The organism is Microbulbifer sp. S227A (genome assembly GCF_049800935.1).
Window position 1 is genome coordinate 25,177 of record NZ_JBNAFZ010000015.1, and the last position, 22,426, is coordinate 47,602.

At 60.5% G+C, this 22,426-nt stretch carries 16 protein-coding genes; 4 read left to right on the top strand and 12 right to left on the bottom strand.

What is annotated here, in order from left to right; all coding sequences use genetic code 11:
- Positions 1-27 precede the first annotated feature (27 nt).
- Positions 28-1,122, bottom strand: a complete 1,095-nt coding sequence (locus tag ACP15R_RS23230; protein ID WP_224868516.1) for a hypothetical protein — start codon at positions 1,120-1,122, stop codon at positions 28-30.
- A 179-nt stretch (positions 1,123-1,301) separates the two neighbouring features.
- On the opposite strand from ACP15R_RS23230, the gene serB reads away from it, so the two are divergent.
- Positions 1,302-2,345: a phosphoserine phosphatase SerB gene (gene serB, locus ACP15R_RS23235; RefSeq protein ID WP_224868517.1), complete on the top strand. Its 1,044-nt coding sequence runs from the start codon at positions 1,302-1,304 to the stop codon at positions 2,343-2,345.
- A gap of 70 nt (positions 2,346-2,415) precedes the next feature.
- Here the strand turns inward: serB and ACP15R_RS23240 are convergent, their stop codons facing one another.
- From ACP15R_RS23240 to epmB, 7 genes are all read right to left on the bottom strand, one after another.
- A complete protein-coding gene (locus ACP15R_RS23240) occupies positions 2,416-2,613 on the bottom strand; it encodes a hypothetical protein (protein WP_424988362.1) in 198 nt (65 codons plus the stop codon).
- Between the two features lie 153 nt (positions 2,614-2,766).
- Complete coding sequence (locus tag ACP15R_RS23245) at positions 2,767-5,886, bottom strand: efflux RND transporter permease subunit (RefSeq protein ID WP_224868519.1); 3,120 nt, start codon at positions 5,884-5,886, stop codon at positions 2,767-2,769.
- A complete protein-coding gene (locus ACP15R_RS23250; RefSeq protein WP_224868520.1) occupies positions 5,883-6,962 on the bottom strand; it encodes an efflux RND transporter periplasmic adaptor subunit in 1,080 nt (359 codons plus the stop codon). Before ACP15R_RS23250 ends, ACP15R_RS23245 begins: the two co-directional genes overlap by 4 nt.
- A 246-nt stretch (positions 6,963-7,208) precedes the next feature.
- On the bottom strand, positions 7,209-9,227 hold the full coding sequence (locus ACP15R_RS23255; RefSeq protein WP_224868521.1) for a M1 family metallopeptidase: 2,019 nt from the start codon (positions 9,225-9,227) through the stop codon (positions 7,209-7,211).
- 219 nt (positions 9,228-9,446) lie between these two features.
- Positions 9,447-11,534 (bottom strand): GGDEF/EAL domain-containing response regulator, encoded by a 2,088-nt coding sequence (locus ACP15R_RS23260; protein WP_224868522.1) that lies wholly within the window; start codon positions 11,532-11,534, stop codon positions 9,447-9,449.
- A gap of 279 nt (positions 11,535-11,813) precedes the next feature.
- Entirely contained in the window at positions 11,814-13,439 is a 1,626-nt protein-coding gene (locus ACP15R_RS23265; protein WP_424988363.1) for a hypothetical protein, read from the bottom strand.
- Positions 13,440-13,838: 399 nt separating this feature from the next.
- A complete protein-coding gene (epmB, locus tag ACP15R_RS23270) occupies positions 13,839-14,888 on the bottom strand; it encodes an EF-P beta-lysylation protein EpmB (RefSeq protein ID WP_224868524.1) in 1,050 nt (349 codons plus the stop codon).
- A gap of 107 nt (positions 14,889-14,995) precedes the next feature.
- Here epmB and efp point away from each other — a divergent pair, with 107 nt between their 5' ends.
- Positions 14,996-15,568, top strand: a complete 573-nt coding sequence (gene efp, locus ACP15R_RS23275) for an elongation factor P (protein WP_010133269.1) — start codon at positions 14,996-14,998, stop codon at positions 15,566-15,568.
- A gap of 271 nt (positions 15,569-15,839) precedes the next feature.
- The gene (gene epmA, locus ACP15R_RS23280) at positions 15,840-16,805 is read left to right on the top strand and encodes an EF-P lysine aminoacylase EpmA (protein WP_224868525.1); all 966 of its coding nucleotides are present in this window, start codon (positions 15,840-15,842) and stop codon (positions 16,803-16,805) included.
- A 26-nt stretch (positions 16,806-16,831) separates the two neighbouring features.
- On the opposite strand, the gene ACP15R_RS23285 is transcribed toward epmA, so the two are convergent.
- The 3 genes from ACP15R_RS23285 to ACP15R_RS23295 form a co-directional block, all read right to left on the bottom strand.
- Positions 16,832-17,692, bottom strand: coding sequence for a GNAT family N-acetyltransferase (locus ACP15R_RS23285; RefSeq protein WP_224868526.1), 861 nt, complete (start codon positions 17,690-17,692; stop codon positions 16,832-16,834).
- A 63-nt stretch (positions 17,693-17,755) separates the two neighbouring features.
- Positions 17,756-18,586 (bottom strand): serine O-acetyltransferase, encoded by an 831-nt coding sequence (cysE, locus tag ACP15R_RS23290; RefSeq protein WP_222248643.1) that lies wholly within the window; start codon positions 18,584-18,586, stop codon positions 17,756-17,758.
- Between the two features lie 41 nt (positions 18,587-18,627).
- Positions 18,628-19,614 (bottom strand): serine/threonine protein kinase, encoded by a 987-nt coding sequence (locus tag ACP15R_RS23295; protein ID WP_224868527.1) that lies wholly within the window; start codon positions 19,612-19,614, stop codon positions 18,628-18,630.
- A 131-nt stretch (positions 19,615-19,745) separates the two neighbouring features.
- Between ACP15R_RS23295 and ACP15R_RS23300 the strand changes: the two genes are divergently transcribed.
- Positions 19,746-20,066 carry an antibiotic biosynthesis monooxygenase family protein gene (locus ACP15R_RS23300; RefSeq protein ID WP_224868528.1) on the top strand — a complete coding sequence of 107 codons (321 nt, stop codon included), beginning with the start codon at positions 19,746-19,748 and terminating at the stop codon, positions 20,064-20,066.
- A 101-nt stretch (positions 20,067-20,167) separates the two neighbouring features.
- On the opposite strand, the gene ACP15R_RS23305 is transcribed toward ACP15R_RS23300, so the two are convergent.
- Positions 20,168-22,147, bottom strand: a complete 1,980-nt coding sequence (locus tag ACP15R_RS23305) for a S8 family serine peptidase (protein ID WP_224868529.1) — start codon at positions 22,145-22,147, stop codon at positions 20,168-20,170.
- Between the last annotated feature and the right edge of the window lie 279 nt (positions 22,148-22,426).

A 22,426-nucleotide genomic window follows, 5' to 3' on the forward strand; every position in this document is an offset into this window, starting at 1 on the left:
ACCGCAAATATTTTGCGTGAGAGGAAGCTAGGCCGAAACCAACTGCTGTAACTGGTTGTCCAGCAATTGCTGCAGCTTGGGATTGAGCCCGGTGACCTCGGCGCCCCAGTCGGTAGTGTGGCACTGGATGCGGTCCGCCAGAGACTCGTCATCGAGCAATTGTGGGTGTAGGGTCAGGCCGCGCGACTGGCTTAGCAGTTGTTCGCCATTGAAGTCGAACTGATCGGGCTTCGACGGTAGTACCGCGAGGGCCAACTGCAGGCCGGTGGCGCGGCTGGATTGCTGCAGGCCGCGCAGTAACAGGCCGGCACACACCGCGCGGAAAGCGGCATCTTCGCCGGCAAAGCCGAGTCCGACGGAAGGGCCGGCGCTCGGCAGCGGCTGCGCATCGTAAATACGGGTGAGCAGTTGCAGGCGCTGTTCCAGTTCGCCCTGCAAATTATCCAGCGCGCTGCGCGAGAGCTGGTTGCCGAGCTGTGCCCAGTTAAGCGGGCGCAGGTAAAGCCCGGAAGTAACTTGTGGCTGCGGTTTGGGCTGGGCCTTGGGCACCAGTAGGGGTTTGCGCTGCTTGGGTTTGTTGAACCGAAGTTGGGAAATGCCCATGGCGCAGGCGGCGCTGAACGGCAGTGCAAAGATCATACACAGCAGCAGGCTCGCCCAGGGGTAGCCTACCTGCGCACCGGGCTGAATGTTCAGCGCCACACTGCCGGCAAAGCTATCGTGCAGCACCACCGGCTCGGTAATCATTTCTCCGCGGTCGCGCACCCCGGTTTGTGCCAGTGGGCTGGAGTCTACGTCCTGAATAGTCACGCCATGTACGGCGGGCAGTACCAGTGTTTGCTGGGCCAGCAGCTGCAGGCTGATGCGGTCGCCGGCAACGATCTGTTGCAGGCTCTGGCTCGCGAGCAGTTTTGCCGCTGCAGTGGCACTTGCTCGGTCGCGGTTCTGCGCTGTGGATAACTGCTGACTGTAGGCGTGGCCCAGAGTGGCCAGGCAGAAGCCGCAAAGGGTCAACCAGATGGTGGCGGCAATGAGCTGGCGCTGGCGCTTGGGGCTCAGTTCTTCCAGCCACTGGGGCAGCGATCCGGAACGTTCGGACAGGCGGGTGAGGAGTGTTTTCATCGTGTTTTTACTGTGCGAACAGAAGTCCGCCCGATTCTATCCCACTTCTTCAGTGAAAAAAGGCGCCGGGCTATAATGCGCGGCCAATTCACTTGCGGCCCGGCGGTCATTCGCGCCCGGGCCGGGCAAATCGCGCTCAATGACGCGCGTATAAAGCAGCCAGCCAACGAGATTCAGTCATGGACGCCAGCTCCCCATCAGCCCACCCATCCACCCAGTACACCTCCCTTGCCGATGCCAGTCATGCAGCCTTCTCGCTGCCGGTTGCCGCAACCCTGCCAGAGGCCCCCGCGGCGGTCACTGCTGCCTGGTGCCTGACGGTGCTGGCGGACGACATCGAGGCGGTGCAACTGCAGCGACTGGCGGAGTTTATTGAGGCGAATGAATGGCGCCCGGTGATGCTGGATATTCTGGCCGCGCGGGAAGATTGCCGCGTGCTACGTATCCAGTTGGAAGGGGATATTGCGTTTGCCGCGGCGCGGTTGGCCCTGCTGGAGCTGGCGCAAACCCTCGGCCTTGAGCTGGTATTGCAGGCGGGCAGTACCCAGCGCGCACCGAAGCTTGCCTGTTTCGATATGGATTCCACCCTGATCCAGGCGGAAGTGATCGACGAACTGGCGAAGATCGCCGGTGTTGGTGACCAGGTGGCGGAGATAACCCTGTCGGCGATGCGCGGCGAGCTGGATTTTCAGCAGAGCTTCCGCAAGCGCATGGGCTTGCTGAAGGGCTTTACCGAAGCGAGCCTCGCGGAAATTGCCCCGCGTATTCCGGTTATGCCCGGCGCCCAGCGCCTGCTGCTGGCGCTGCGCGCACTGGGGTGCAAAACCGCGATTCTGTCCGGTGGCTTCACCTACTTTGCGAATTATCTGCAAGACAACCATCTGGCGGTGGACTTTGTCCACGCCAACCAGCTGGCCTTTGCCGACGGTGCCCTCACCGGTGAGGTGATTGACCCGATTGTGGACGGCGCGCGCAAGGCACTGCTGTTGCAAGAAATTGCCCAGCAACTGGATCTGTCACTGGATCAGGTGATTGCGGTGGGCGATGGCGCTAACGACTTGCCGATGCTGTCGCTGGGTGCGCTGGGAATTGCGTTCCATGCCAAGCCGAAGGTGCGGGCCGAGGCGCCGCAGGCGATTGACGGATTTGGACTGGATGCGGCGCTGTACCTGTTTGGCCTGAACGACCGTCAGATTAGCGACTTGGTAGGCGAAGCCGCTTGATTAGGGGCGAAGCCGTTTGAGTGGAGACGCAGCCGCTTGATTAGGGGCTGGGCCGCCTAGCGGAAATGTCTTAATCGAAGGCGTGGTAAGCCGCCGCGTATCTGGCGGCGAGGCCTACCGCTGGCGCCAGCTCGTTCACGGTACTGGCAAATGGCATGCGCGGCTTGCGCTCCCCATCCCGATAGCACACCTGCTTGGTGCAGGCGCTCATCATCATTAGCAGTGAGATCAAAGCCGTGGCGGCGAGAAGTCGCTTGCCCATGAACATGGTCGTTTCCCTGTATACGATGTTCTGTTTCTGTCCAATTGTGCGAGTTAGACGACCTCAACGCGAAAAAAGTTGCGGTCGTCTCACAAAAGACTGGCAGAGGTTAAGAGATCTGCGCCAGCTTAGATAGTCCGGCGCAGAATTAGCCGCCACTCAATCCTGTTTTTGCGCTGGGTACTCCGCGTCCAGCTCACCAATTTTACGCGCCACCTGTCCCGGCGAGCCAGTGCGGCGAGCCAGTACATCATAGGCCGTCGGCACGATGTAAATAGTGAACAGTGTGGCCGCGAGCACCCCGAACAACACCACGGTACCGATCACCGCGCGGGTCTCGGAACCCGCACCGGATGACAGCAGCAGTGGCAGCGAGCCCGCTGCGGTGGTGATGCCGGTCATCAGGATCGGGCGCAGGCGGGTTTCCGCTGCCTGGCGCAGTGCCTGGCCAAATTCTACGCCGCGATCGCGCAACTGGTTTGCAAATTCCACGATCAGGATGCCGTTTTTGGCGGCAAGTCCCACCAGCATGATCAACCCCACCTGACTGTAAATGTTCAGCGATTGATTGGTCAGCAGCAGGCCCAGCAGGGCGCCGGCCATGGCCAGTGGCACCGTGAACATGATCACCAGCGGGTGCACGAAGCTCTCGAACTGGGCGGCGAGCACCAGGAATACCACCAGCGCGCCGAGCAGTATCGCAAACAGAATGGTGTTGCCGGAATCCTGGAAGTTCTTGGATTGCCCCTTGTAGTCAACCACCGGGGTGCCTTCCAGATTATCTGCCACCAGCTGGTTCAGGTAGGCCAGCGCCTCTCCCAGTACCAGGCCATCGGCCAGATTGGCGTCCAGGGTAATCGCGCGCACCCGGTTGTAGCGTTGCAGCTGCGGTGAGTCCGCGTATTCGCTGACTTCCACCAGGCTCTGCAGCGGGATCAGCGCACCACTGGTTTTGGAGCGCACGTAGAGGTTCTCGAGGCTGTCCGGGGTGCGTTGCAGGTCCCGCTCGCCTTCAAGAATTACGTCGTACTCCTCGCCGTTGTTGATAAAGGTGGTGGCGCGCAGGGAGCCGAACATGGTCTGCAGGGTGGTGCCCACATCGCTCACCTGAACCCCCAGGTCCGCGGCGCGCTCGTAGTCCACATTGATGCGCAGCTGCGGCTGGGTTTCCTTGTAGTCCCAGTCGACGCCGAGCAGTCCCGGGTTGGATTCCGCCAGCGCCTGGTTCAGCTGGTCGCGCCACCCGGTGAGCTGGCCGTAGCTGCTACCGCCCAGTACAAATTGCACCGGCTTGCCGAGGCCACCACCGAAACTCTGGCGCATCACCGGGAAGGCGCGCACACCGCTCAGGTCTTTCACCGCCGCGCGCACCTGGTTCATCAGCTCGAATGCGGAGGGGCGTTCACCCCAGGGTGCCAGGGTGAAGATCACCATACCGGTATTGAACGTGGCCGAAGTGCCGAAGGAACGCGGTGAGCGCACCAGCAGGCGGTTGACGTAACCCTTGTCCACCAGCGGCATCAGGCGCTCTTCGATGGTGTCCATGTACTCCTGCATGTACTGGTAGCTGGCGCCCTCGGGGCCGTTGACCAGCAGGAAGAAGGAGCCGCGGTCTTCCCGCGGGGCATATTCGGTGGGGATCAGACGGAATGCCAGCGCAGCGAATGCCATTACCCCGAGAAACACCACACCGGCAATCCAGTGTTTGCGCAGCAACACATCCAGCCCGCGGCTGTAGCGGTGCTGCACGCGGGTCAGCGCCTTGTCCATGAAGCGGGTGGCCGCGTTGTGGGAATCGCTGGGACGGATCAGCTTGGCGGCGAGCATCGGCGACAGGGTAAGCGCGGTGATGGAGGAGAAGATCACCGCCGCCGACATGGTCAGCGCAAACTCGGAAAACAGCCGGCCGATATCCCCCTCGAGGAAGGTGATGGGTACGAACACCGCCACCAGCACCAGGGTGGTGGCGACCACCGCAAAGCCCACCTCGCGCGCACCGCGGTAGGCGGCCAGCAACGGCGGTTCGCCGTACTCATCCATGCGCCGGAAAATGTTTTCCAGCACCACGATGGCGTCGTCCACCACCAGGCCGATGGCCAGTACCAGCGCCAACAGGGTGAGCAGGTTGATACTGAAACCGAACGCATACAGCAGGATTGAGGTGGCGATCAGGGACACCGGTACGGTAACCGCGGGCACCAGCGTTGCGCGCCAGTTACCCAGGAACAGGTAGATCACCAGGGTCACCAGAATCACCGCGATGGCCAGGGTGGTGTACACCTCCTTGATCGCCTCGGATACGAAAACCGAAGCGTCGTAACTCTGGCTGAGGCGCATACCGTCCGGCAGGGACTTGTTGACCTCAACCATCTCCGCCTTGGCCGCTTCCGCCACGGCGACGATGTTGCCGGTGGACTGGCGGGTAATACCGATGCCCACCATGGGCTCGCCATTGCCGCGGAAAGTCGAGCGGTCTTCCGCGGAGCCCAGTTCGACCCGCGCCACATCGCCCAGGCGCACCACATGTCCGCTGTCACCGGTGGTGATGGCGAGACGGGCAAAGTCTTCGGCGCTCTGGAACTGGCGCTGCAGGCGCAGGGTGAACTGACGATCGCTGGACTCCAGATAGCCCGCGGGCAACTCGCGGTTTTCCGCACGCAGCGCCTGTTCGATATCTGCACTGGTGACGTTATGCGCGGTCATCGCGCCGCGGTCCAGCCAGATACGCATGGCGAAGTCCTTGGCACCACCGACCCGCACCCGCGCCACGCCGTCGAGTACCGAGAAGCGGTCCACCAGGTAGCGGTTGGCGTAGTCGGTCAGTTCCGGCACGGTCATGCGGTCGGAGGTCAGGTTCAGCCAGATCACCACGTCGTCGCTGCTGTCGACCTTTTCGATCTCGGGCGGATCCGCTTCCACCGGCAGGTTGTTCAGCACCCCGGAGACGCGGTCGCGCACATCGTTGGTGGCGCCATCCACGTCGCGGTTGATATTGAACTCGATGGAAATGCGCGAGCGCCCGTCGCTGCTGGACGAGGTGACCGTCTTGATGCCCTCAATACCGGCGATGCGGTCTTCGATCAGGCGGGTGATGCGGGTCTCGACAATCTCCGCAGAGGCACCGGGATAGTTGGTGTCGATGGAGACAATCGGCGGGTCGATATCCGGGTACTCGCGCAGCGCCAGGCGGTCGAAGCTGATCAGGCCGAATACCACCAGCAGCAGCGACAGTACCAGTGCAAAAACCGGGCGTTTGACCGCCGTATCACTGATGATCATTGCTTGTGGGCCCCGTTCTCAACTTCCACGGCAACGGGCTGGCCGTCGCGAATATGCAGCGTGCCACGGGTCACTACCTGGTCGCCCTGAGACAGGCCGGTGAGTACCTCTACCTTACCTTCGTAGCGCTGGCCGATCTGCACCTCGCGGCGCTGCACCATATGCCCGCCTTCGGTTTTCTTCACCACGTACACCGACTGTTCACCGGCCAGCGGTACCAGCGCGGCCTCCGGAATCGTCAGTGCGCGACGCGGGTTGGTGACAACGCGTACGCGCAACAGCATGCCGGGCTTGAGCTGGCCGTCGCGATTGTCGAGGCGGCCGCGCACAGTAAACGCTCGGGTCTGCGGGTCTACGCGCGCCTCGACAATCATCACTTCGCCGTTGAACACGCGGTTGGGGTAGGCCTGGCTTGTTGCCTCGATGGCCATGCCGCCGCTGATCGCGGACAGCTGGCGCTCGGGTACGGTGAAGTCCAGCTTCAGGCGCGCGCTGTCCTGAATGGTGGTGATTTCGGTGGTCGGGGTCACCAGGCTGCCGACGCTGATATTGCGCAGGCCCAGCTGGCCGTCAAACGGGGCGCGGATAATGCGATCGTCGATGCGCGCCTGCAGGCCATCCACCAGTGCGCGGGTTTCGGCCACCTGCGTCTCGGCGGCCTCCAGTTGTTCGCGGGTGGTGAGGTTTTTGGTTACCAGGCCGCGCAGGCGCTTTGCATCGCGCTCGTAGCGCTGCAGGGTGGCGCGAGCACGCGCCAGTTCCGCCTTTTCCTCGCCGTGGCTCAGTTCCACCAGCACATCGCCGGCCTTTACGCGCTGGCCGCTCTCAAAGTGCACGCGGCTGATGTGTTCCGTGACCCCCGCGCGAATGGAGACAAACTCCCACGCCTTGGCGGTGCCGAGGGCTTCTACCGGGTTGGAGATCTGTTCCAGCTCGACCGGCGCTGCGCGCACCGGCACCGGGGCCTTGTTCGGTTGCGCCAGGGCGGCAGAGGGCAGCAGCAGTGTGGCGACGAGGGCGAGCCTGGCACAGGCGGGCTGCAGGGCACTTAGGGTGGATACACCAATGGATTTCATGTTGTGTAGGGCGGTCTGTATTTGTGGTTATGGTCGGCGAGTGGTCGAAATAAACCTCCGCCGAATGGAAATCTTGCGTTGGATCAGAGAAGTTGCTGCAGCAACATTTACGCCAGAGTAACCGGCGGAGATCTCAAAGAGGGGGGAGTTTACAAAAATTTACCTCCCGCCGAGCAGGCGGCGAGAGGTAAATCGACGAACGTTTTACTCCGCGGGATTATCCGCTACGGAGTGTGGTGAGACGGCTCAATCGCCGTAGATAATTTTGCTGTTTACCTTGACGGTGAGCGGGTGGTAGCCGGGCTTGGCTTTTTCAAAAATCCGTTTGGCGCTATCGCTCTGGCCGTGCACCATCATGTTGCGGTACAGCGGGCGCAGGAACTTGTTGCGGCCGATGGTTACCAGGAAATCTTCCAGACGAGGCTCGGCGGGCTTGTATTGGTTGCGCACCGCAATCATCAACCAGCTGAATGCGATCTCATTATTTTTCGACTGGGTGAGATTAAAGGTGCTGTCCAGCTCGGCCAGTTGGTCTTCGCTCAGTTTCTCCGGCATGCCATCGAGGAAATATTTCCACTGGTGGAAGGTCCAGCCCTCGGTGTCGATGTCGCTGGCCTTGATCTCGCCGTTTAGCCACTGCTGGCGTATCGGGTCCAGCTTGGTAAACGCATCGGAACTGGGCTGCGGTGCACCTTCTGGAATACCGGGTTCGAAAATCCACTGCTGGATACGCGCGCGGTCGAGCTTGTCCGGGTACTGTTTTAACAGCGTTTCGTCCAGATACTTCACAAAGTCTTCCGTGGTGATGCTCTGGAAGGCGAAGTGGTTGAAGTAGTCCATCAGGAATTGGTCGAAGTTCTCACGACCGATTTTTTGTTCCAGTTCGTACAGGAACAGGGAGCCCTTTTCGTAAGGGATATTGGAAAAGACTTCATCGGGATCGCGACCGCGCAGGTCGATGGCCATGATCTCGTCTTTGTCTTCGCGGTCATCCAGGTCGGCCTTCAGGTCGTCGTAACCAAGGGCCATTTCCATCTGATAGCGCTCGTCACCGTACACAAACTGCATGATGCGGTTGGTGAGGTAGGTGGTGAAACCCTCGTTCAGCCACAGGTCGCGCCAGCTGGCATTGGTAATCAGGTTGCCGGACCAGGAGTGTGCCAGTTCGTGGGCAATCAGGGCGACCAGGCTCTTGTCACCGGCGATGACCGTGGGGGTGATAAAGCTCAAGCGCGGGTTTTCCATGCCGCCAAACGGGAAGCTCGGGGGCAGGATCAGCAGGTCGTAGCGGTCCCAGCGGTAGGGCCCGTAATTTTTCTCGGTAACCTCCAGCATGTCTTCGGTGTCTTCGAACTCGGCGGCTGCTGCGTCCAGCAGTTCCGGCTCGGCGTAGACGCCGGTGCGCTCGCCCATGGGTTTGAACTCTAAATTGCCAATGCCGAGGGCAATCAGGTAAGACGGGATCGGTTGCGGCATTTCAAATTCGTAAACGCCGTCTTTTTCCGTCTCCGGGTCGTTGTTGGCGCTCATTACCGCCAGCAGTTCTTCCGGAGTACGGATGGTGGCCTTGTAGGTCACGCGCACCTTGGGGGAGTCCTGCAGCGGGATAAAGCTGCGCGCGTGGATCGCCTGTGCCTGGGTAAACAGGAAGGGGTGCTTTTTGCCGGCGGTTTGCTCCGGCTCCAACCACTGTACACCGGAAGCGCCCGGGGAAGTCTGGTACTGGATGGCGACCCGGTTGGCGCCCTTGGGCAGATTGATCTTCAGCGGGGTCCCCAGATTGGGGTCGGTTTTGCCCAGGCTGAACTTCACATCCTGCAGGCTGGTGCCAACACCCGCGCGCACATTGGTTACGTCGAGATCGCGGGTGTCGAGAATCAGCGCCGGGTTCTTCTGGGTGAGGCGCTGGATATCCAGGATCGCTTCGCCCTTCAGTACTTTGTTGTCAAAGTCTGCGGTGAGGTCCAGATCCACATGTTTGATCAGGTAATCGTTGGTGTTGGCGAAGGAGTGGTAGTCGACACCGGATTCGGGGCCCGCCTGCTGCGCCATCGGTGCGGACTTTTCCAAGTCTTCTGGCGTGTATTTGGTGGTGCTTTCTGGAATGTCGCCGGCACTCTCGCCGCTGGCGGCAGCTTCCTGCTTAGCCTTGCTTGCGTCGGTATCCGCGGGTTTGCCGCACGCGCCGAGTGTGACCAGGCTGGCGGTAAGCAGCCCGGCACCGATCAGGCGGCCGAGGCTGGTGTGAAACAATTGGGGCAGCATGTTGGGCTCCGTGATTGTTGTATTTCTTGAGTGAGAATCGGGTGAATTCTTCGCGGGACAGAATACCCAATCACACGGGTGGCGGGGAAATTGGATTTCTGTTTTGGTCCTAGGTTAGACCGAATTTTGAGGTTTTGCCCCGGATAGGCAGCGCTGGGCAGTGGTGATGAGCCCCGGGCATCACCCTGTAAAGGTGGTGCCGGGGGCTGCCGGGTGGGATTAGTCCAGGCTGAAGTCGAAGTCCATTTCGTCCGCGGGCGGCTGAACATAGTAGCCCTGGATGTAGTCGGTACTGGACTGCCACAGGGTGGGCAGCATACTGGCCTGTTCGATATGCGGGACAATAACCTTGATGTCGCTTTCCTTGAGCTGGCTGACGAGGTTGACCAGCGTTTCGCTGTCTTCGCCCTGATCCTGCACCTCGCGCACGAAAGAGGCATCGATCTTGGCCAGATCCACCTTTACGTGTTCCAGCGCCTTGAACGGGCTGAGGCCGGTACCGAAGCTGCACACGGCAACGCGGCAACCCAGGTCCTGGACTTGTTTGGCAAAGTCGCGCGCGGCGTGCAGGTTGCTGCTGAGGTCTTCGGCGCGCAGCTGGAAGGTCACGTTTTTGGGGGCCACCTTGGATGCCTTGAAGGCCACACCCAGCCAGGCGGGCAGGCTGCCGTCTTTTAGGGAGGGCGCGGTCAGGTGGATGAGAATGGAGGCGGCGTTACCCTGGCTGTTTTTTGCCGCGACGGCTTTCATCGCATTGAGGATTACCCAGCGATCCATCTTGCAGGACAAGCCCGCGTCACCCAGGGTTTCGAGGAAGGCCATGGGGGCCAGCTCCTCCTTGCCGTCTACGAGACGCACCAGCACCTCGTAGAGTTTTTCACCGCTGCCCTGCAGGCTGAGGATCGGCTGGTACAGCAGCTTGAAGTTGCCTGCTTCCAGCGCCTGTGCAACCCGCGCGCGCAGATAGGTATCGGTATCGCCGCCCTGTTGTTCGCCGTCGGGTTCAAACAGGGCAAAACCGTTGCCATTGTCTTTGGTTAGGGCCTGGTCGTGGGCCTTGGAGGCCTGCTCCAGCACCTTGTCCGCATTGCCAGAGGTTTCACTCAGCAGGGAGATGCCGATGGAGGCGGTGATGTGCACGGTTTTGCCCGCGGCCTCGAAAATGGTATCCGCCACTTTTTGCAGCAACTCTTTCGAGCGGGACTCGGCGCTGTCCGGTGTGGTTTCCGGCATCAGCAGGCAGTAACTTTCCTCACCATAACGGGCGATGACATCGCCGCGACGCACACTGCTCTGCAGGAGTTCGGCGAACTTTTTGTGCACCTGATCGGCGCCGGCGACGCCAACCACCTGCTGCACGGATTCCTCGAAACGGTCAATCTCGATAAACATCAGGCCGCCGGTGCGCTGGGATCCCGCTGCAGACTGGATGGCACTGTTGAGCAGCTGTACAAAGCGCTGGCGGTTGTACAGGCCGGTTGCGGAGTCGCGGCTCTTGGCTTCGCTGAGCTGCGCTTCCAGCTCCTCGGTGTTGCCGGTGCTGGCGGCGATGCGCACCTGTAGGCAGCGCTCCTCGTCGTACACCGTCGACAGTACTTCCGCCTTGGTGGCGAGTGGCGTGCCCTTGGCGGTGCGCGCGGTGAACTGCCACTCCTGGGCTTCCACCTCATTGTTGTTGATGGCACAGCTGCGCAGGAATTCACGCGCGTCCGGCTGCTCGCCTTCGGTCAGCATGTCGATCAGCGGCTGGTATTCCACATCATCGCGGTCCTCGTAGCCGAAGCGCTCGGCGAAAGACTCGTTGGCGTAAACAATCAGGCCATCGGAAATGTAGGCGATGGCGTCCTTGGAGCTGTCCAGCAGTTCTTTGGTGCGGTTGAGTGTGGCGTGGTAGCGGCGTTGGTGCTGACGAGCCTGGCGGCGCTCTTCCAGTGCGCTGAGTTCGCGCTGGATGGTCAGCAGCAGATGCTGATCCTCATCGATGGTAACCACGTCGCGGGCGCCGGCTTTCAGGCCTTCCACCACCGGCTGCGAGCCTGCTCGTTCGGTAAGCAAAATCGCGGGAACGTCTTTCTGCAGTTTGCTGATGGTGCGGATGGCGGTCGCCGCTTCCAGCTGCTTACCCTGCTCTGCGGCAATCAGCAGATCCCAGGTGTGTTCCTGCAGGAGCTTGGTCAGCGCCGCCTCGCTGGCGACGTGCTTGGCGCGGTTGGGCCGGCCGGCATTGTGCAGCATGCTCACCAGTCGCTGGGCCTCGGCCGGGACATCGTGAATAAGAAGAAGGCGGATGGTGTTTTCGCTGCTCATTGTGTTCCTGTTGTACTGCGTCGCGGCGGTTATTTTTAATTGTTCACTCTGATCGGTTTCAGATCGACCGCTTCCCTGCCGGTGCCCGCCCCGGTTGAGGCGGTCCAGTACCGCGAACCTGATAGTTTAGGTCGTTATAAATACCGTGAACAAGTGCACAGTCGGCACTCTGGGATATGGTTCTACGTTCCTGGAAAGTGAAGGGAAAATCTTCGCCATTGTGCACAAGAATTGTGCCGTAGATGGGCGGGGGCACTGGTGAGGTGCCCGGGAGACCATTCAGGAAAAGGCAAAGATGGCGATGCTGCCGGTGTTCAGGGTCTGCTGGCGCAGGGTCACCGTACGGGATTGACCGGCGGCGATGATGTCTACTGTGTCACCTTGCTGGAACAGGGGGGTGGGCAGCAATAGCTCTGGCAGCTGCCCCGCGACGCCGTTCAGCAGGCCCGCCATGGAATCCGAGCGTCGCCCGTCCCTGGTGTGGCGGCGCACCCGCACCGCACTGGTGTGGCCGCCGAGTAACTCCAGTCCAGCGCGACACTGATCGGGCAGACCGAACTGCCAGCGCACCAGCCCTACCTCCCAATGCTCAGCGAATTTGAGTGCGATCAGGTTGCCGCTGTGAAGACGCCCCTGAACTTCTGCCGGCATACGCAATCCCGCGCCGTTGCCGCTGGTGTTGAGCAGTGTGGCGGGCGTTGGCGAGTAGCGTTTTGGCGCTGTGCTCGCACCTTCGCTGTGCCGACGCGACACCGATGGCGCGCAGGGCAGTGGCGTGGCCACTTCATAATCCTTGAGAGCGCGGCCAGTGCTGAAGTCGATGGAATCCACCTCCATCACCAGATCCGCGGCATTGCTGGTATTAAAACTTGCCGCGAGCTCCGGGCCTTCATCGCCGTCCTGCTTGAGGTGGTAGGCGATCGCGCTGATGCCAACGGCAACCTGGCAGTCCAACGCCACCGGAGTGCGCTGTTCGCCCCGGCTCTTGGCGCCCGCCCAGATGGCCTGCACCCGCTCCAGCATATCTACCGACAGCGCCCCGGGGCGCCGCAGCCGTTTTTGCAGCAGTCGCAGCGGCCCGCTCAGATCCACGGGCCAACCCAGTGGCGCGGAGAAATGCTTCAGGTCAACTGCGCTGCGGCGCAGGCGCACCGCGGGAATGGGCGGCTGGTCCAGATTCAGGCAGCACAGCAGAGTCTGCGCGGATTTTTCCGCACGTTCGAGCAGTGTTGCCTTGCTCGCCCAGCGGCCGCAGCACAACCACAGTTGCAGCTGTTCATCCAGGGTCAGCTGCAGTGGGTTGGCGCTGGCGAATAGTGCGGTTTGCAGATAGGGGTGCGTTAGCTTTTCCCAGCGGTTCAGCCGGCGAGTGGCGCGCAGCGGAGCATCCGCGGCACCCGTCGCCAGCGGATCCACAACCCGGCGTTGTTCCAGGCCGTGCTCGCGCGCTGTTTGCACCAGTTGCTGCAAGCGCAACCAGCTGCCTTGTGGCGGGGCCTGGTAGGCGAGGTTGCAGATCTGAATCAGCCGGCGATAGCTGTCGCAGCCGCGATGCAGGGCGCGGGCAAGCCGGCGGCGGAAAAACAGGGTGTGGGTCTCCTCCATAAGCTGGCTGCTCACACTGGCGTAGGCCTGTGCCAGATGCTGGTAGAGGATGACGGCGGTAAGTTGTTCGCGACGCTGCCGCTGGTTTTGGCCGCGCTGAGCGCTGGCGAAATTGGCCAACGGCGCGAGTGCGAGGGTACCGCAATGCTCGGCGATTGCCGGGCGCAGCACCTCCAGGCAGGCCAGGCGCAGACGCACCGGTGCATCCCAACGAGTAATCTCCGAGAGCAGGCTGCGCAGGGTGCCGGCGTTGCGCTGGGCCTTTTCATCCAGCGGGTTACGGCTGAGGAAGTCGCGCAACCATTGCTTTAGCTGACGATGATTGCGGCATCCGCAGGTGAGCTGGGGAAGGTCCCTGAGTGGAGGCGTGGATGGGCCGGCCTGTGTGCCCTGTGGCGATGGGAAATCGGAGTGGGGGTTATGTGCGGTTTTATTTCCGCGACGGGCATCCTGCCCGACTTCTGTATCTGCTGCGTCCTGCATGGCGATAACCGAGTGTTGCGTGCATGCAGTATACGAGGCCGCGAAATTTGCACAAACATGTCAGAGGAAATAGGCGTCTAAATAGAAGCTTACGGCGCCAAAAATCGCCGAACAGGCGACAAACTTGTCGTATATTAGCTCTTTTGGGGGGCTTTTGGAGCGTGTTTGGCGGCTCCATGCGAGCGCCAGCGTTGGGGGCTCAGCGACAAACGCTGTTTATACCGGTGTCTTGGATTTTTCCGCGGGAATTTCCCGCACCAGGCGCGGTACCAGATAACCTGGCAGTTGCTGGCGCACACTTTCCACCAGTGCGCGCGCGCGGGTGTCTGCCACTTCGAAATGTGCGGCACCCTGCACGTGATCCAGCTGGTGCAGGTAATACGGCAGCACCCCATTGGCGAACAACTTTTCGGAAAGCTCGGCCAGCGTGTCGGCGCTGTCGTTGACGTTTTTCAGCAGCACAGCCTGGTTGAGCAGGGTAACGCCGGCAGCGCGCAATCGGCCGAGGGCGGCCGCGACCTCATCGTCAATCTCGTTGGGGTGATTGCAGTGCAGCACCAGTACAGGCTTGAGGCGGCTACGGGTAAACCAGCCCAACAGTTCTTCGTTGACGCGGGACGGCGCGACGATGGGCAGGCGGGTGTGGATACGCAGCTTGTCCAGCTGCGGGATCTGCTGCAGCTCGCCCGCCAGCCAGGCCAGCTGACGGTCGCTCATCACCAGGGGGTCGCCACCGCTTAAAATCACTTCACGCAGGCCCTGCTGAGCGCGGATATAGTCCAGCGCCTGCTGCCACTGCTGGCGGTTCAAATGGTTGTCGCCGTAGGGGAAGGCGCGGCGGAAGCAGTAGCGGCAGTTGACCGCGCACTGGCCGGCGGCAATCAACAGCAGGCGGCCCTGGTATTTATGCACGACGCCGGGCACCGGATTGGCGTTGGCTTCCTCCAGTGGGTCGTTGTTGTAGCCGGGGCTGGGCTGCAGTTCTGCTGCGGTGGGCAATACTTGCAACAGCAGTGGGTCTTTGGGATCGCCGGGGCGGATGCGGCTCAGGAACGGGCGTGGCACGCGCAGTTCGAAGGTGGCCGAGGCAGCGCTCAGTTGGGGCAGCTGCTCAGCATCCAGTTGCAGCAGCTCGAGCAGTTCCTGCGGGTCGCGCACCAGATCGCTCATTTCTTCCTGCCAGCGGCGCGGGCGCAGGATCTCCTCGCCGGAGGCGGCGATTTCGATGCTGCTTATTTCACGTGCGGGCTGGCGGTGCTGTATCATAGCGGGCTGTTTTTTTGGCGCGGTGGCCGTTGGCTACTGGTTGGCCCCGGAGGGGCGCGCGAAGTTTAATCAATTTGATGGCGTAATGCTGATATTTCGAGGAGCTCATGGCTAATTATTCCACTAACGAATTCAAAGGCGGCCTGAAGGTAATGCTGGACGGCGACCCCTGTTCCATTGTGGACAATGAGTTCGTGAAGCCCGGTAAGGGGCAGGCCTTCAATCGCGTGAAGCTGCGCAACCTGAAGACCGGTCGCGTGTGGGAGCGTACTTTCCGTTCCGGTGAGAGCCTGGAGAGTGCGGACGTGATGGACCGCGACATGGAATACCTCTACAACGATGGTGAGTTCTTCCATTTCATGGAGCCGGAGACCTTTGAGCAGCATCAGGCGGACGCGAAGGCGGTTGGCGATGCGGCGAAGTGGCTGAAGGAGCAGGATATCTGCGTGGTCACTCTGTATAACGGTGCGCCGCTGGCGGTCACTCCGCCAAACCACGTGATCCTGGAAATCACCGATACCGATCCGGGTGTGCGTGGCGATACTGCACAGGGCGGCACCAAGCCGGCGACCCTGTCTACCGGTGCCGTGGTGAAGGTACCCCTGTTCCTGGAAATCGGTGAGACTATCAAGGTCGATACCCGTACCGCGGAATACCTGGGTCGCGCGAAGGAAGACTAATCCTCTTTTGCTCAGCGATTCTGAAGGGCGAATACTCTGGTATTCGCCCTTTTTAGTTGTGGCTGCGGTGGTTCCTTTTTCCAGGGCCTCGAGGCGTCAAAATACCGGGTGCGGGTTTTCAGGACCGCTGTGAATACATCCCTGTACGCTGCGTCAGCGGCGTCCTTGCCGCTGACGCTCCTGAAAACCCGCACCCGGCACTTTGCCTTCGCATCGGCGATTGGTGGTTCTAGGCAGCTAAACTGGTACATCTTTTTAAATTTAAACTCCTATGTCTGAATGCCTCTGGCAGCCCTCTGCCCCACTCGACAACCTCCGCCGCCGCGCCACCCTGCTCGCGGATATCCGCCGTTTCTTCAGCGAGCGTCAGGTGCTGGAGATGGAGGTGCCGATTCTGTCCCGTCGCGCCACCAGCGACCCGCATATCGATTCGATCACGGCGGACTGTAGCGGCGCGCCGGCGTTCCTGGCGACCAGCCCGGAGTTTGGCCTGAAGCGTTTGCTGGCCGCGGGCATGGGAGATTGTTATTACCTGGGCAAGGCGTTTCGCAATGGCGAGGCCGGTGGTCGGCACAATCCGGAATTCACCATGCTGGAGTGGTATCGGGTGGGCTGGGACGATCATCGGCTGATGATCGAGGTGGGTGAGTTTCTGTCGTGGGTGCTGAATATTTCTCGCGTGTGTTCCTACAGTTACCGCGCGCTGTTTCTGAAGTTTCTCGATATCGATCCGCACCGGGCGTCGCTGGAGGAGTTGAAGGCGGTTGTGGCGCGGGTGCTGGAGTTGTCGTTCGAGCCGGCGGATCGCGATGAGTGTCTGGATCTGTTGATGAGCCACCATATCGAGCCGAATATGGATTCGTCAGGCGAGCGTGGGATTACGCTGGTCTACGATTTCCCCGCGAGCCAGGCGGCACTGGCGCGGGTGGAGCACGATGAGCTGGGTGCGCCGGTGGCGCGGCGGTTTGAAGCCTATGTGGCGGGGATGGAGCTGGCCAATGGTTACTGGGAACTGACCGATGCCGCGGAACAGCAGCGCCGGTTTGAAGCGGATCAGAAATACCGTGCAGAGCATGGCAAGCCGGTAAATCCATACGAGGAGCGTCTGGTGGAGGGGCTGGCGTCTGGCATGCCGGCCTGCGCGGGCGTGGCGCTGGGGGTGGACCGGATATTGATGTTGGCCTGCGAGGCAGAGCGTATTGATGAGGTGATCGCGTTTCCGATTGAGCGTGCGTAATCTCGCTGGTTATCCGCTAGCTGCACTCATGCGCTTTCGCGATCTTCACTTGCATCGTCATTGGGCGCGTCCTGGCGGAGGCTGCTGGCACCGCGCTCGGGGGTGAATTCGTAGCAGGTGACTTCGCCCACGGCGTAAAAGCCAGTATCTAACCAGAGGTCTTGTTGGTCTTCTCCCACCAGTGCCACTGCGTGCTTGTGGTGGCTATGCAACACTTCCCGCACCATTTGCTGGAACATGGCACTGCCGACTCCGTGATCGCGATATTCGGGTAATGTCCACAGGTCGTAGAAGCCGAGCGCATCGGCGGAAGAAAACAGGCAGCCGGTGGCCACCGCTTTTCCCTCGAACTCGCCGATATGCATTTTCAGACGGCTGTATTTGTGTTCGGGTAATTCGGATAAGTGTTTGTAGAACTTCTTGGTTTGCGCGGCTTCGAGGTTGCAGCTTTGTGATGCGGCAATCAGGTCGCCGTAGGCGATGACATCCTCTGCGCGCGTGACGTTTTTAATCGTCAGCTTGTCATCGGCCTTGTCGTTTGGGGCCAGTTGTTTGACCTCCGCCGCCATGGCAATCAATGGCGGTTGGCGAATCAGATGTAGTTCCGCCAGTGCCACGTCATCCAGTGGCTTGTTTGCACAGTGCCACAGGGAAAAGGGGCTGTGGCGCTCGGCAAAATAATCGACGACAAAACGCTGCAAAATGCGCGGCTGTACCACCGAGTTGCTCACTACCTGGTTGAAATGCGAGGAGAGGAGCCCGCTGTCGGTGCGCAGCAGGCCGGTGATTTCTTTGGTCTGACTGGGGTTGGCCAGCCCGGCAAAGTACCCAGCTTTAGTTTCCAGGTTGCGGCAAACGAGGTTTTTGGCACTGAGACTGTATTTCATGGTTAAAGGATAGTCTTGCCGTTGCCTGGCTGGAATGAATGTGTGCAACCTGTGACAGCAGAATCAGCGCAATTGATCCACCTGCGATATTGCGGTTTGATTCATGCTGATGGCGGGCTGGTCGCAGCTTGCCGTGCCAATCACTTTGGCGGGCACCCCGGCTACCAGAGATTTCTCCGGTACTGGCTTCAGCACCACACTGCCGGAAGCGATCTGCGAGCAGGCGCCAATCTCGATATTGCCGAGAATCTTGCTGCCGGCACCAATCAGCACACCGCAACGCACTTTCGGATGGCGGTCGCCGCTTTCCTTGCCGGTGCCCCCCAGGGTCACCGATTGCATGATCGAGACATTGTCTTCCACCACCGCCGTCTCGCCGATGACGATGCCGGTGGCGTGGTCGAGCAGGATGCCCTGCCCCAGCTCGGCGGCGGGATGGATATCCACACCGAATACCACCGAGATACGGTGTTGGATAAACAGGGACAGTGAACGTCGCTGCTGTTGCCACAGCCAGTGGGCCACGCGCCAGGCCTGCAGGGCGTGATACCCCTTGAAGAACAGGAACGGCTCATACAGCGAGTGGCAGGCACTGTCGCGTTGTTCGATCGCGGCCAGGTCCGCGCGCGCGGCGGTACCGATACTCGGGTCCGCGGCCAGTGCTTCGTCAATCACTTCCCGAATCAGCAGGGCTTGAGCAACCGGGCTGTCCAGCTTGTTGGCCAGGTGAAAACTGAGGGCCGATTCGAGCGTGGCGTGATTCAGGATGGTGGCGTGCAGGAAGCTCGCCAGGATCGGCTCCCGCTCGACCTGCACCGCGACATCCCGGCGAATGCCGTCCCAGATCGGGTCAAGTTGGTCGACTTGATCAGCGCTTGGCTTTACGTTTTCCATCGGATACAGCTCCTTTTTTCTCACCACGATTTACGCGCTGGTTAGACTGCCCCAAGTGTGAGGGGCGGCTCCTGCAGCGCGGCAAGCTGCTCGCGCAGGGCCAGAATATGTTCTGCCCAGTAGCGGGGCGTATTGAACCACGGGAATGCCTTGGGAAACGCCGGGTCCTGCCAGCGCCGCGCCAGCCAGGCGGCGTGGTGCATCTGGCGCAGGCAGCGCAACGGTTCTACCAGCTGTAACTGAGCCGGATCAAAAGGGTAGAAGGTTTCGTAGCCTTCGACCACAGTATCCAGATAAGCGGTTGCCTCCGCGCGGTCACCAGAAATCAGCATCCAGATATCCTGGATGGCCGGACCTTGTAAGCAGTCGTCCAGATCCACAAACCAGGGGGTATCGTCCCGCCACAGGAAGTTGCCGCTGTGGCAGTCGCCGTGCAGACGCAGCGTGGGCCACTCCCGCTCAAACTGAGGTGCAATCTGTTCGATGAGATGTGCCGTGGTGGTGGCGTAGGCCTCCACATTCTCTCGCGGCAGGAAATCTCCGGCCAGAATGGTTTCGCGGCTATCGATAGCGAAGCGCTGCAGGCTCAGTTGCGGGCGGTGCGCGAAGGGGCGCGCAGCACCGATGGCGTGAATTCGCCCGAGCATGGTGCCCACCTGTTCCAGGTGGTCAAAGTTATCCAGCTCGATCTGGTGACCGCCGCGGCGCGGAAAAAGTGCGAAGCGGAACCCGTGGGCTTCCAACAGCGTGGTGCCATCAAATTCCAGTGGTGCCACCACGGGAATCTCTGCGGCCGCAAGCTCCAGCGAGAACGCGTGTTCCTCGAGGATTTGCGCATCACTCCAGCGTCCCGGGCGATAGAACTTGGCGATTAACGGTTGCGCCTCGTCGATCCCTACCTGGTAAACGCGGTTCTCATAACTGTTGAGTGGGAATATGCGCGCGTCAGACAGCAGGCCCACGCTCTCCACGCAGTCGATTACCCGGTCGGGGGTAAGCGCGTCGTAGGGATGTGACGATTCGGTCATGGGGGCTCCACTGAGCGCGATAGGGCTCGGATCAAATGGGGGCGCTATGCTAACGCGGATGGACTGGCGCACCAACTGTTCATGGAACGCATGGATGTCCATGGATACAGGGAAATCGACAGGAGAACACGGTGAAATACATTTTTGAGGTGCAGATAAAACAGGGCTTCCGTGCGGAGCAATACGCCGATGCCTGGGTGCGCGCATCAGAGCTGATTCAGCAGGCGCCGGGGGCACGTGGAACTGAACTGCATCGCAAGATTGGTGAACCGGACAAGATGATTGCGATTGCACATTGGGATTCCAAAGCGCAGCGCGATGCGATGCAGGAAAAACACAACCCGGAGATCGACAGCATCATTCGCAGTGCTGCGCCCTTTGTCGAGATTCGGGTGCTCGGCTCTTACGAGGAGCCGGAATGGGTGGTAACGCCGCCGCAAGCAAAAGCGTAGTCGGCAGCCGTGTTTTATCGGGTAGAAAAAAGGGCGCCCTGTAAACAGGGCGCCCATATTGCTTGCGAATTGAGGAAATCCGCGCGGTGCGTTAGCGCACCTTAGTTGCTGTACCAGTAAGCATCCAGAGTCACGCCGCTGGCTCCGTTGCGGGTAGCCTTGAGGCCGATATGCCAAGTGCCAGCCGCCGGGTTGGCGATGGTGCAGGACTCATTGTTGCCGCCACCGGTGTCGCGGCAATCGTACAGGCTGTTGGTTGGGTTGGCGCCGAGGCGTACGTACAGGTTGACGTTACCGCTGCCACCGGAGGTGGATACCTCGAGGCTGGTCGCGCCGGCGGGTACGTCAATGGTGTAGTACTCCCAACCACGCGAGGCAACACTGATGTTGCTCTCGGTAAAGCCGTCGCTGCTCGGGCCGCCGCTGCCATCGCTAACGGTTACCGACTGTGTGCTGCTATCGCTAGCGCCATCGTCGTCGGTCACGGTCAGGGTCACAGAGTAGGTGCCGGCCGCACTGTAGCTGTAGCTCGGGTTGGCATCCGTTGAGCTGCCGCCATCACCGAAGTCCCAGCTGTGGCCCACAACACTGCCATCGCTATCGCTACTGCTATCGGTGAAGGTCACGAACAGGTCTGAAGCGTTAAAGGTGAAGCTCGCATTCGGTGCCTGATTAGTGGGAGTGCCGCCGCCGACCGCATCGATCGCCGCGCTCGCGTCGATAATACCCGCACCGCATCCGCCGGAGCAGGCGCCGGGTAGTGCACGCGCGGTAGACTTGAGTGCGCTTTCAACCTGAGCTGGAGTAACGCCGCCGTTGGCTGCGTACATCAATGCGGCAACGCCGGATACATGAGGTGCCGACATCGAGGTGCCCTGGTAGTACACGTAATTTTCGGCACCTGGGCCGGTAGCGCCGTCGTTCAGGGTTGATGCGACACCATGGGTTGCATCGTATGCGACATCGCCACCGGGTGCGCTCACATCGACGGTGGAGCCAAAGTTGGAATAATACGCGCGGGCGCCGAAGCGCTCGGTGGCCGCGACAGAAATTACATTGTCACAGCTGGCCGGGCGATAGCCTGAAGCGTCGGCGTCGCTGTTACCCGCGCTGACAACAACCGTTGAGCCATTGGTAACCGCTGTGTTAATCGCACTTTGATAGGTGGAATCACAGGCTCCACTACCGCCAAGGCTCATGTTGATCACCTGGGCCGGATTTGCGTTTACCGGTACGCCGGAAACATTGCCACCGGACGCCCAAACGATACCGTCGGCAATATCGGAAAGGTAACCACCACATTTGCCCAGTACACGTACCGGAACCACTTTCGCGTCGAAGGCAACACCGGCTACGCCTTTGTTGTTGTCGGTAACCGCGGCGACAGTGCCGGCCACATGGGTACCGTGCCAGCTGCTGCTCTGGTCTTGGGGTGGATTGAAAATACCGCACTCGTTGCGGGTAACGGCATCGCCGGGGTCAGAGGGGTCCGCGTCGCGGCCGTCGCCATCGTTAGACACAAAGGTATCATCGATAAAGTCGTAACCGGGCAGGATGTTGGCATCGAGATCCGAGTGGTACACGTATCCAGTATCGAGTACCGCAACCGTCACACCCGCACCGGTTTGCTTGTCCCACGCGGCGGGCAGGTTGATACCGCCAGTGGCTTCAAAGTAGTGCCACTGTACGTTGTAGTAGGTATCGTTCGGTGTGTATTGCGGCACCATAAACGCATCTTCCTCGACGGAAAGAATATTGGGATCCGCTTCCAGTGTGGCCTGCAGCTTCTTCAGCTGGCCCGGCGCCATCCGTGTTTCCAGGCGAAATACCTGGCGGTCTTCAAGCGCCATTTTGCGCAGGTGGCCCATCTTCACGCCGCCGCGATTAGACAGGGTGGTAGCCTGTGACTGCCAGTCGCGTGCCTGGGTGTCTTTGTAGCGAACGATCAGGCGCTGCGGCACATTGGAAAAATCTGCATCGGCAGAAATCTGTGCAACAGCCTGTGAGTGATTGCCGAGTAGCCCCAGCGTAGTGATTGCCGAAATGGCGGCAAAAGAATACCCCTTCAGAATGGATTTCATTCTTATTGTTCTCCCCGTATCAGGATCTTTGTTTGGGTGGTGTGCTGAGTCGCAGCGGACTGCTGTTGGCAGGGCTACTTCGCAGCAATAATTTGCGCCAGTACGATTAGCCGGTAGGGCCGCGCGCGATGGAAAGCCGCAAGCTCGGCGTTGCTTAAACGCCGATATATGACTGTAAGCGAAACTTGGTGCGTCAGTGCCAGACCTTGATCACGCAAATTGCATGATTTCTACGCCAAAAAATGTAATTTCGTGAAATATAAACTTTTGCAGTAAATC

What these genes read in the sequence shown, in the direction of transcription:
- ACP15R_RS23230 (WP_224868516.1), bottom strand. Translation starts at nt 1,122, where the DNA reads ATGAAAACACTCCTCACCCGCCTGTCCGAACGTTCCGGATCGCTGCCC.
- serB (WP_224868517.1), top strand. Translation starts at nt 1,302, where the DNA reads ATGGACGCCAGCTCCCCATCAGCCCACCCATCCACCCAGTACACCTCC.
- ACP15R_RS23240 (WP_424988362.1), bottom strand. Translation starts at nt 2,613, where the DNA reads ATGTTCATGGGCAAGCGACTTCTCGCCGCCACGGCTTTGATCTCACTG.
- ACP15R_RS23245 (WP_224868519.1), bottom strand. Translation starts at nt 5,886, where the DNA reads ATGATCATCAGTGATACGGCGGTCAAACGCCCGGTTTTTGCACTGGTA.
- ACP15R_RS23250 (WP_224868520.1), bottom strand. Translation starts at nt 6,962, where the DNA reads ATGAAATCCATTGGTGTATCCACCCTAAGTGCCCTGCAGCCCGCCTGT.
- ACP15R_RS23255 (WP_224868521.1), bottom strand. Translation starts at nt 9,227, where the DNA reads ATGCTGCCCCAATTGTTTCACACCAGCCTCGGCCGCCTGATCGGTGCC.
- ACP15R_RS23260 (WP_224868522.1), bottom strand. Translation starts at nt 11,534, where the DNA reads ATGAGCAGCGAAAACACCATCCGCCTTCTTCTTATTCACGATGTCCCG.
- epmB (WP_224868524.1), bottom strand. Translation starts at nt 14,888, where the DNA reads ATGATACAGCACCGCCAGCCCGCACGTGAAATAAGCAGCATCGAAATC.
- efp (WP_010133269.1), top strand. Translation starts at nt 14,996, where the DNA reads ATGGCTAATTATTCCACTAACGAATTCAAAGGCGGCCTGAAGGTAATG.
- epmA (WP_224868525.1), top strand. Translation starts at nt 15,840, where the DNA reads ATGTCTGAATGCCTCTGGCAGCCCTCTGCCCCACTCGACAACCTCCGC.
- ACP15R_RS23285 (WP_224868526.1), bottom strand. Translation starts at nt 17,692, where the DNA reads ATGAAATACAGTCTCAGTGCCAAAAACCTCGTTTGCCGCAACCTGGAA.
- cysE (WP_222248643.1), bottom strand. Translation starts at nt 18,586, where the DNA reads ATGGAAAACGTAAAGCCAAGCGCTGATCAAGTCGACCAACTTGACCCG.
- ACP15R_RS23295 (WP_224868527.1), bottom strand. Translation starts at nt 19,614, where the DNA reads ATGACCGAATCGTCACATCCCTACGACGCGCTTACCCCCGACCGGGTA.
- ACP15R_RS23305 (WP_224868529.1), bottom strand. Translation starts at nt 22,147, where the DNA reads ATGAAATCCATTCTGAAGGGGTATTCTTTTGCCGCCATTTCGGCAATC.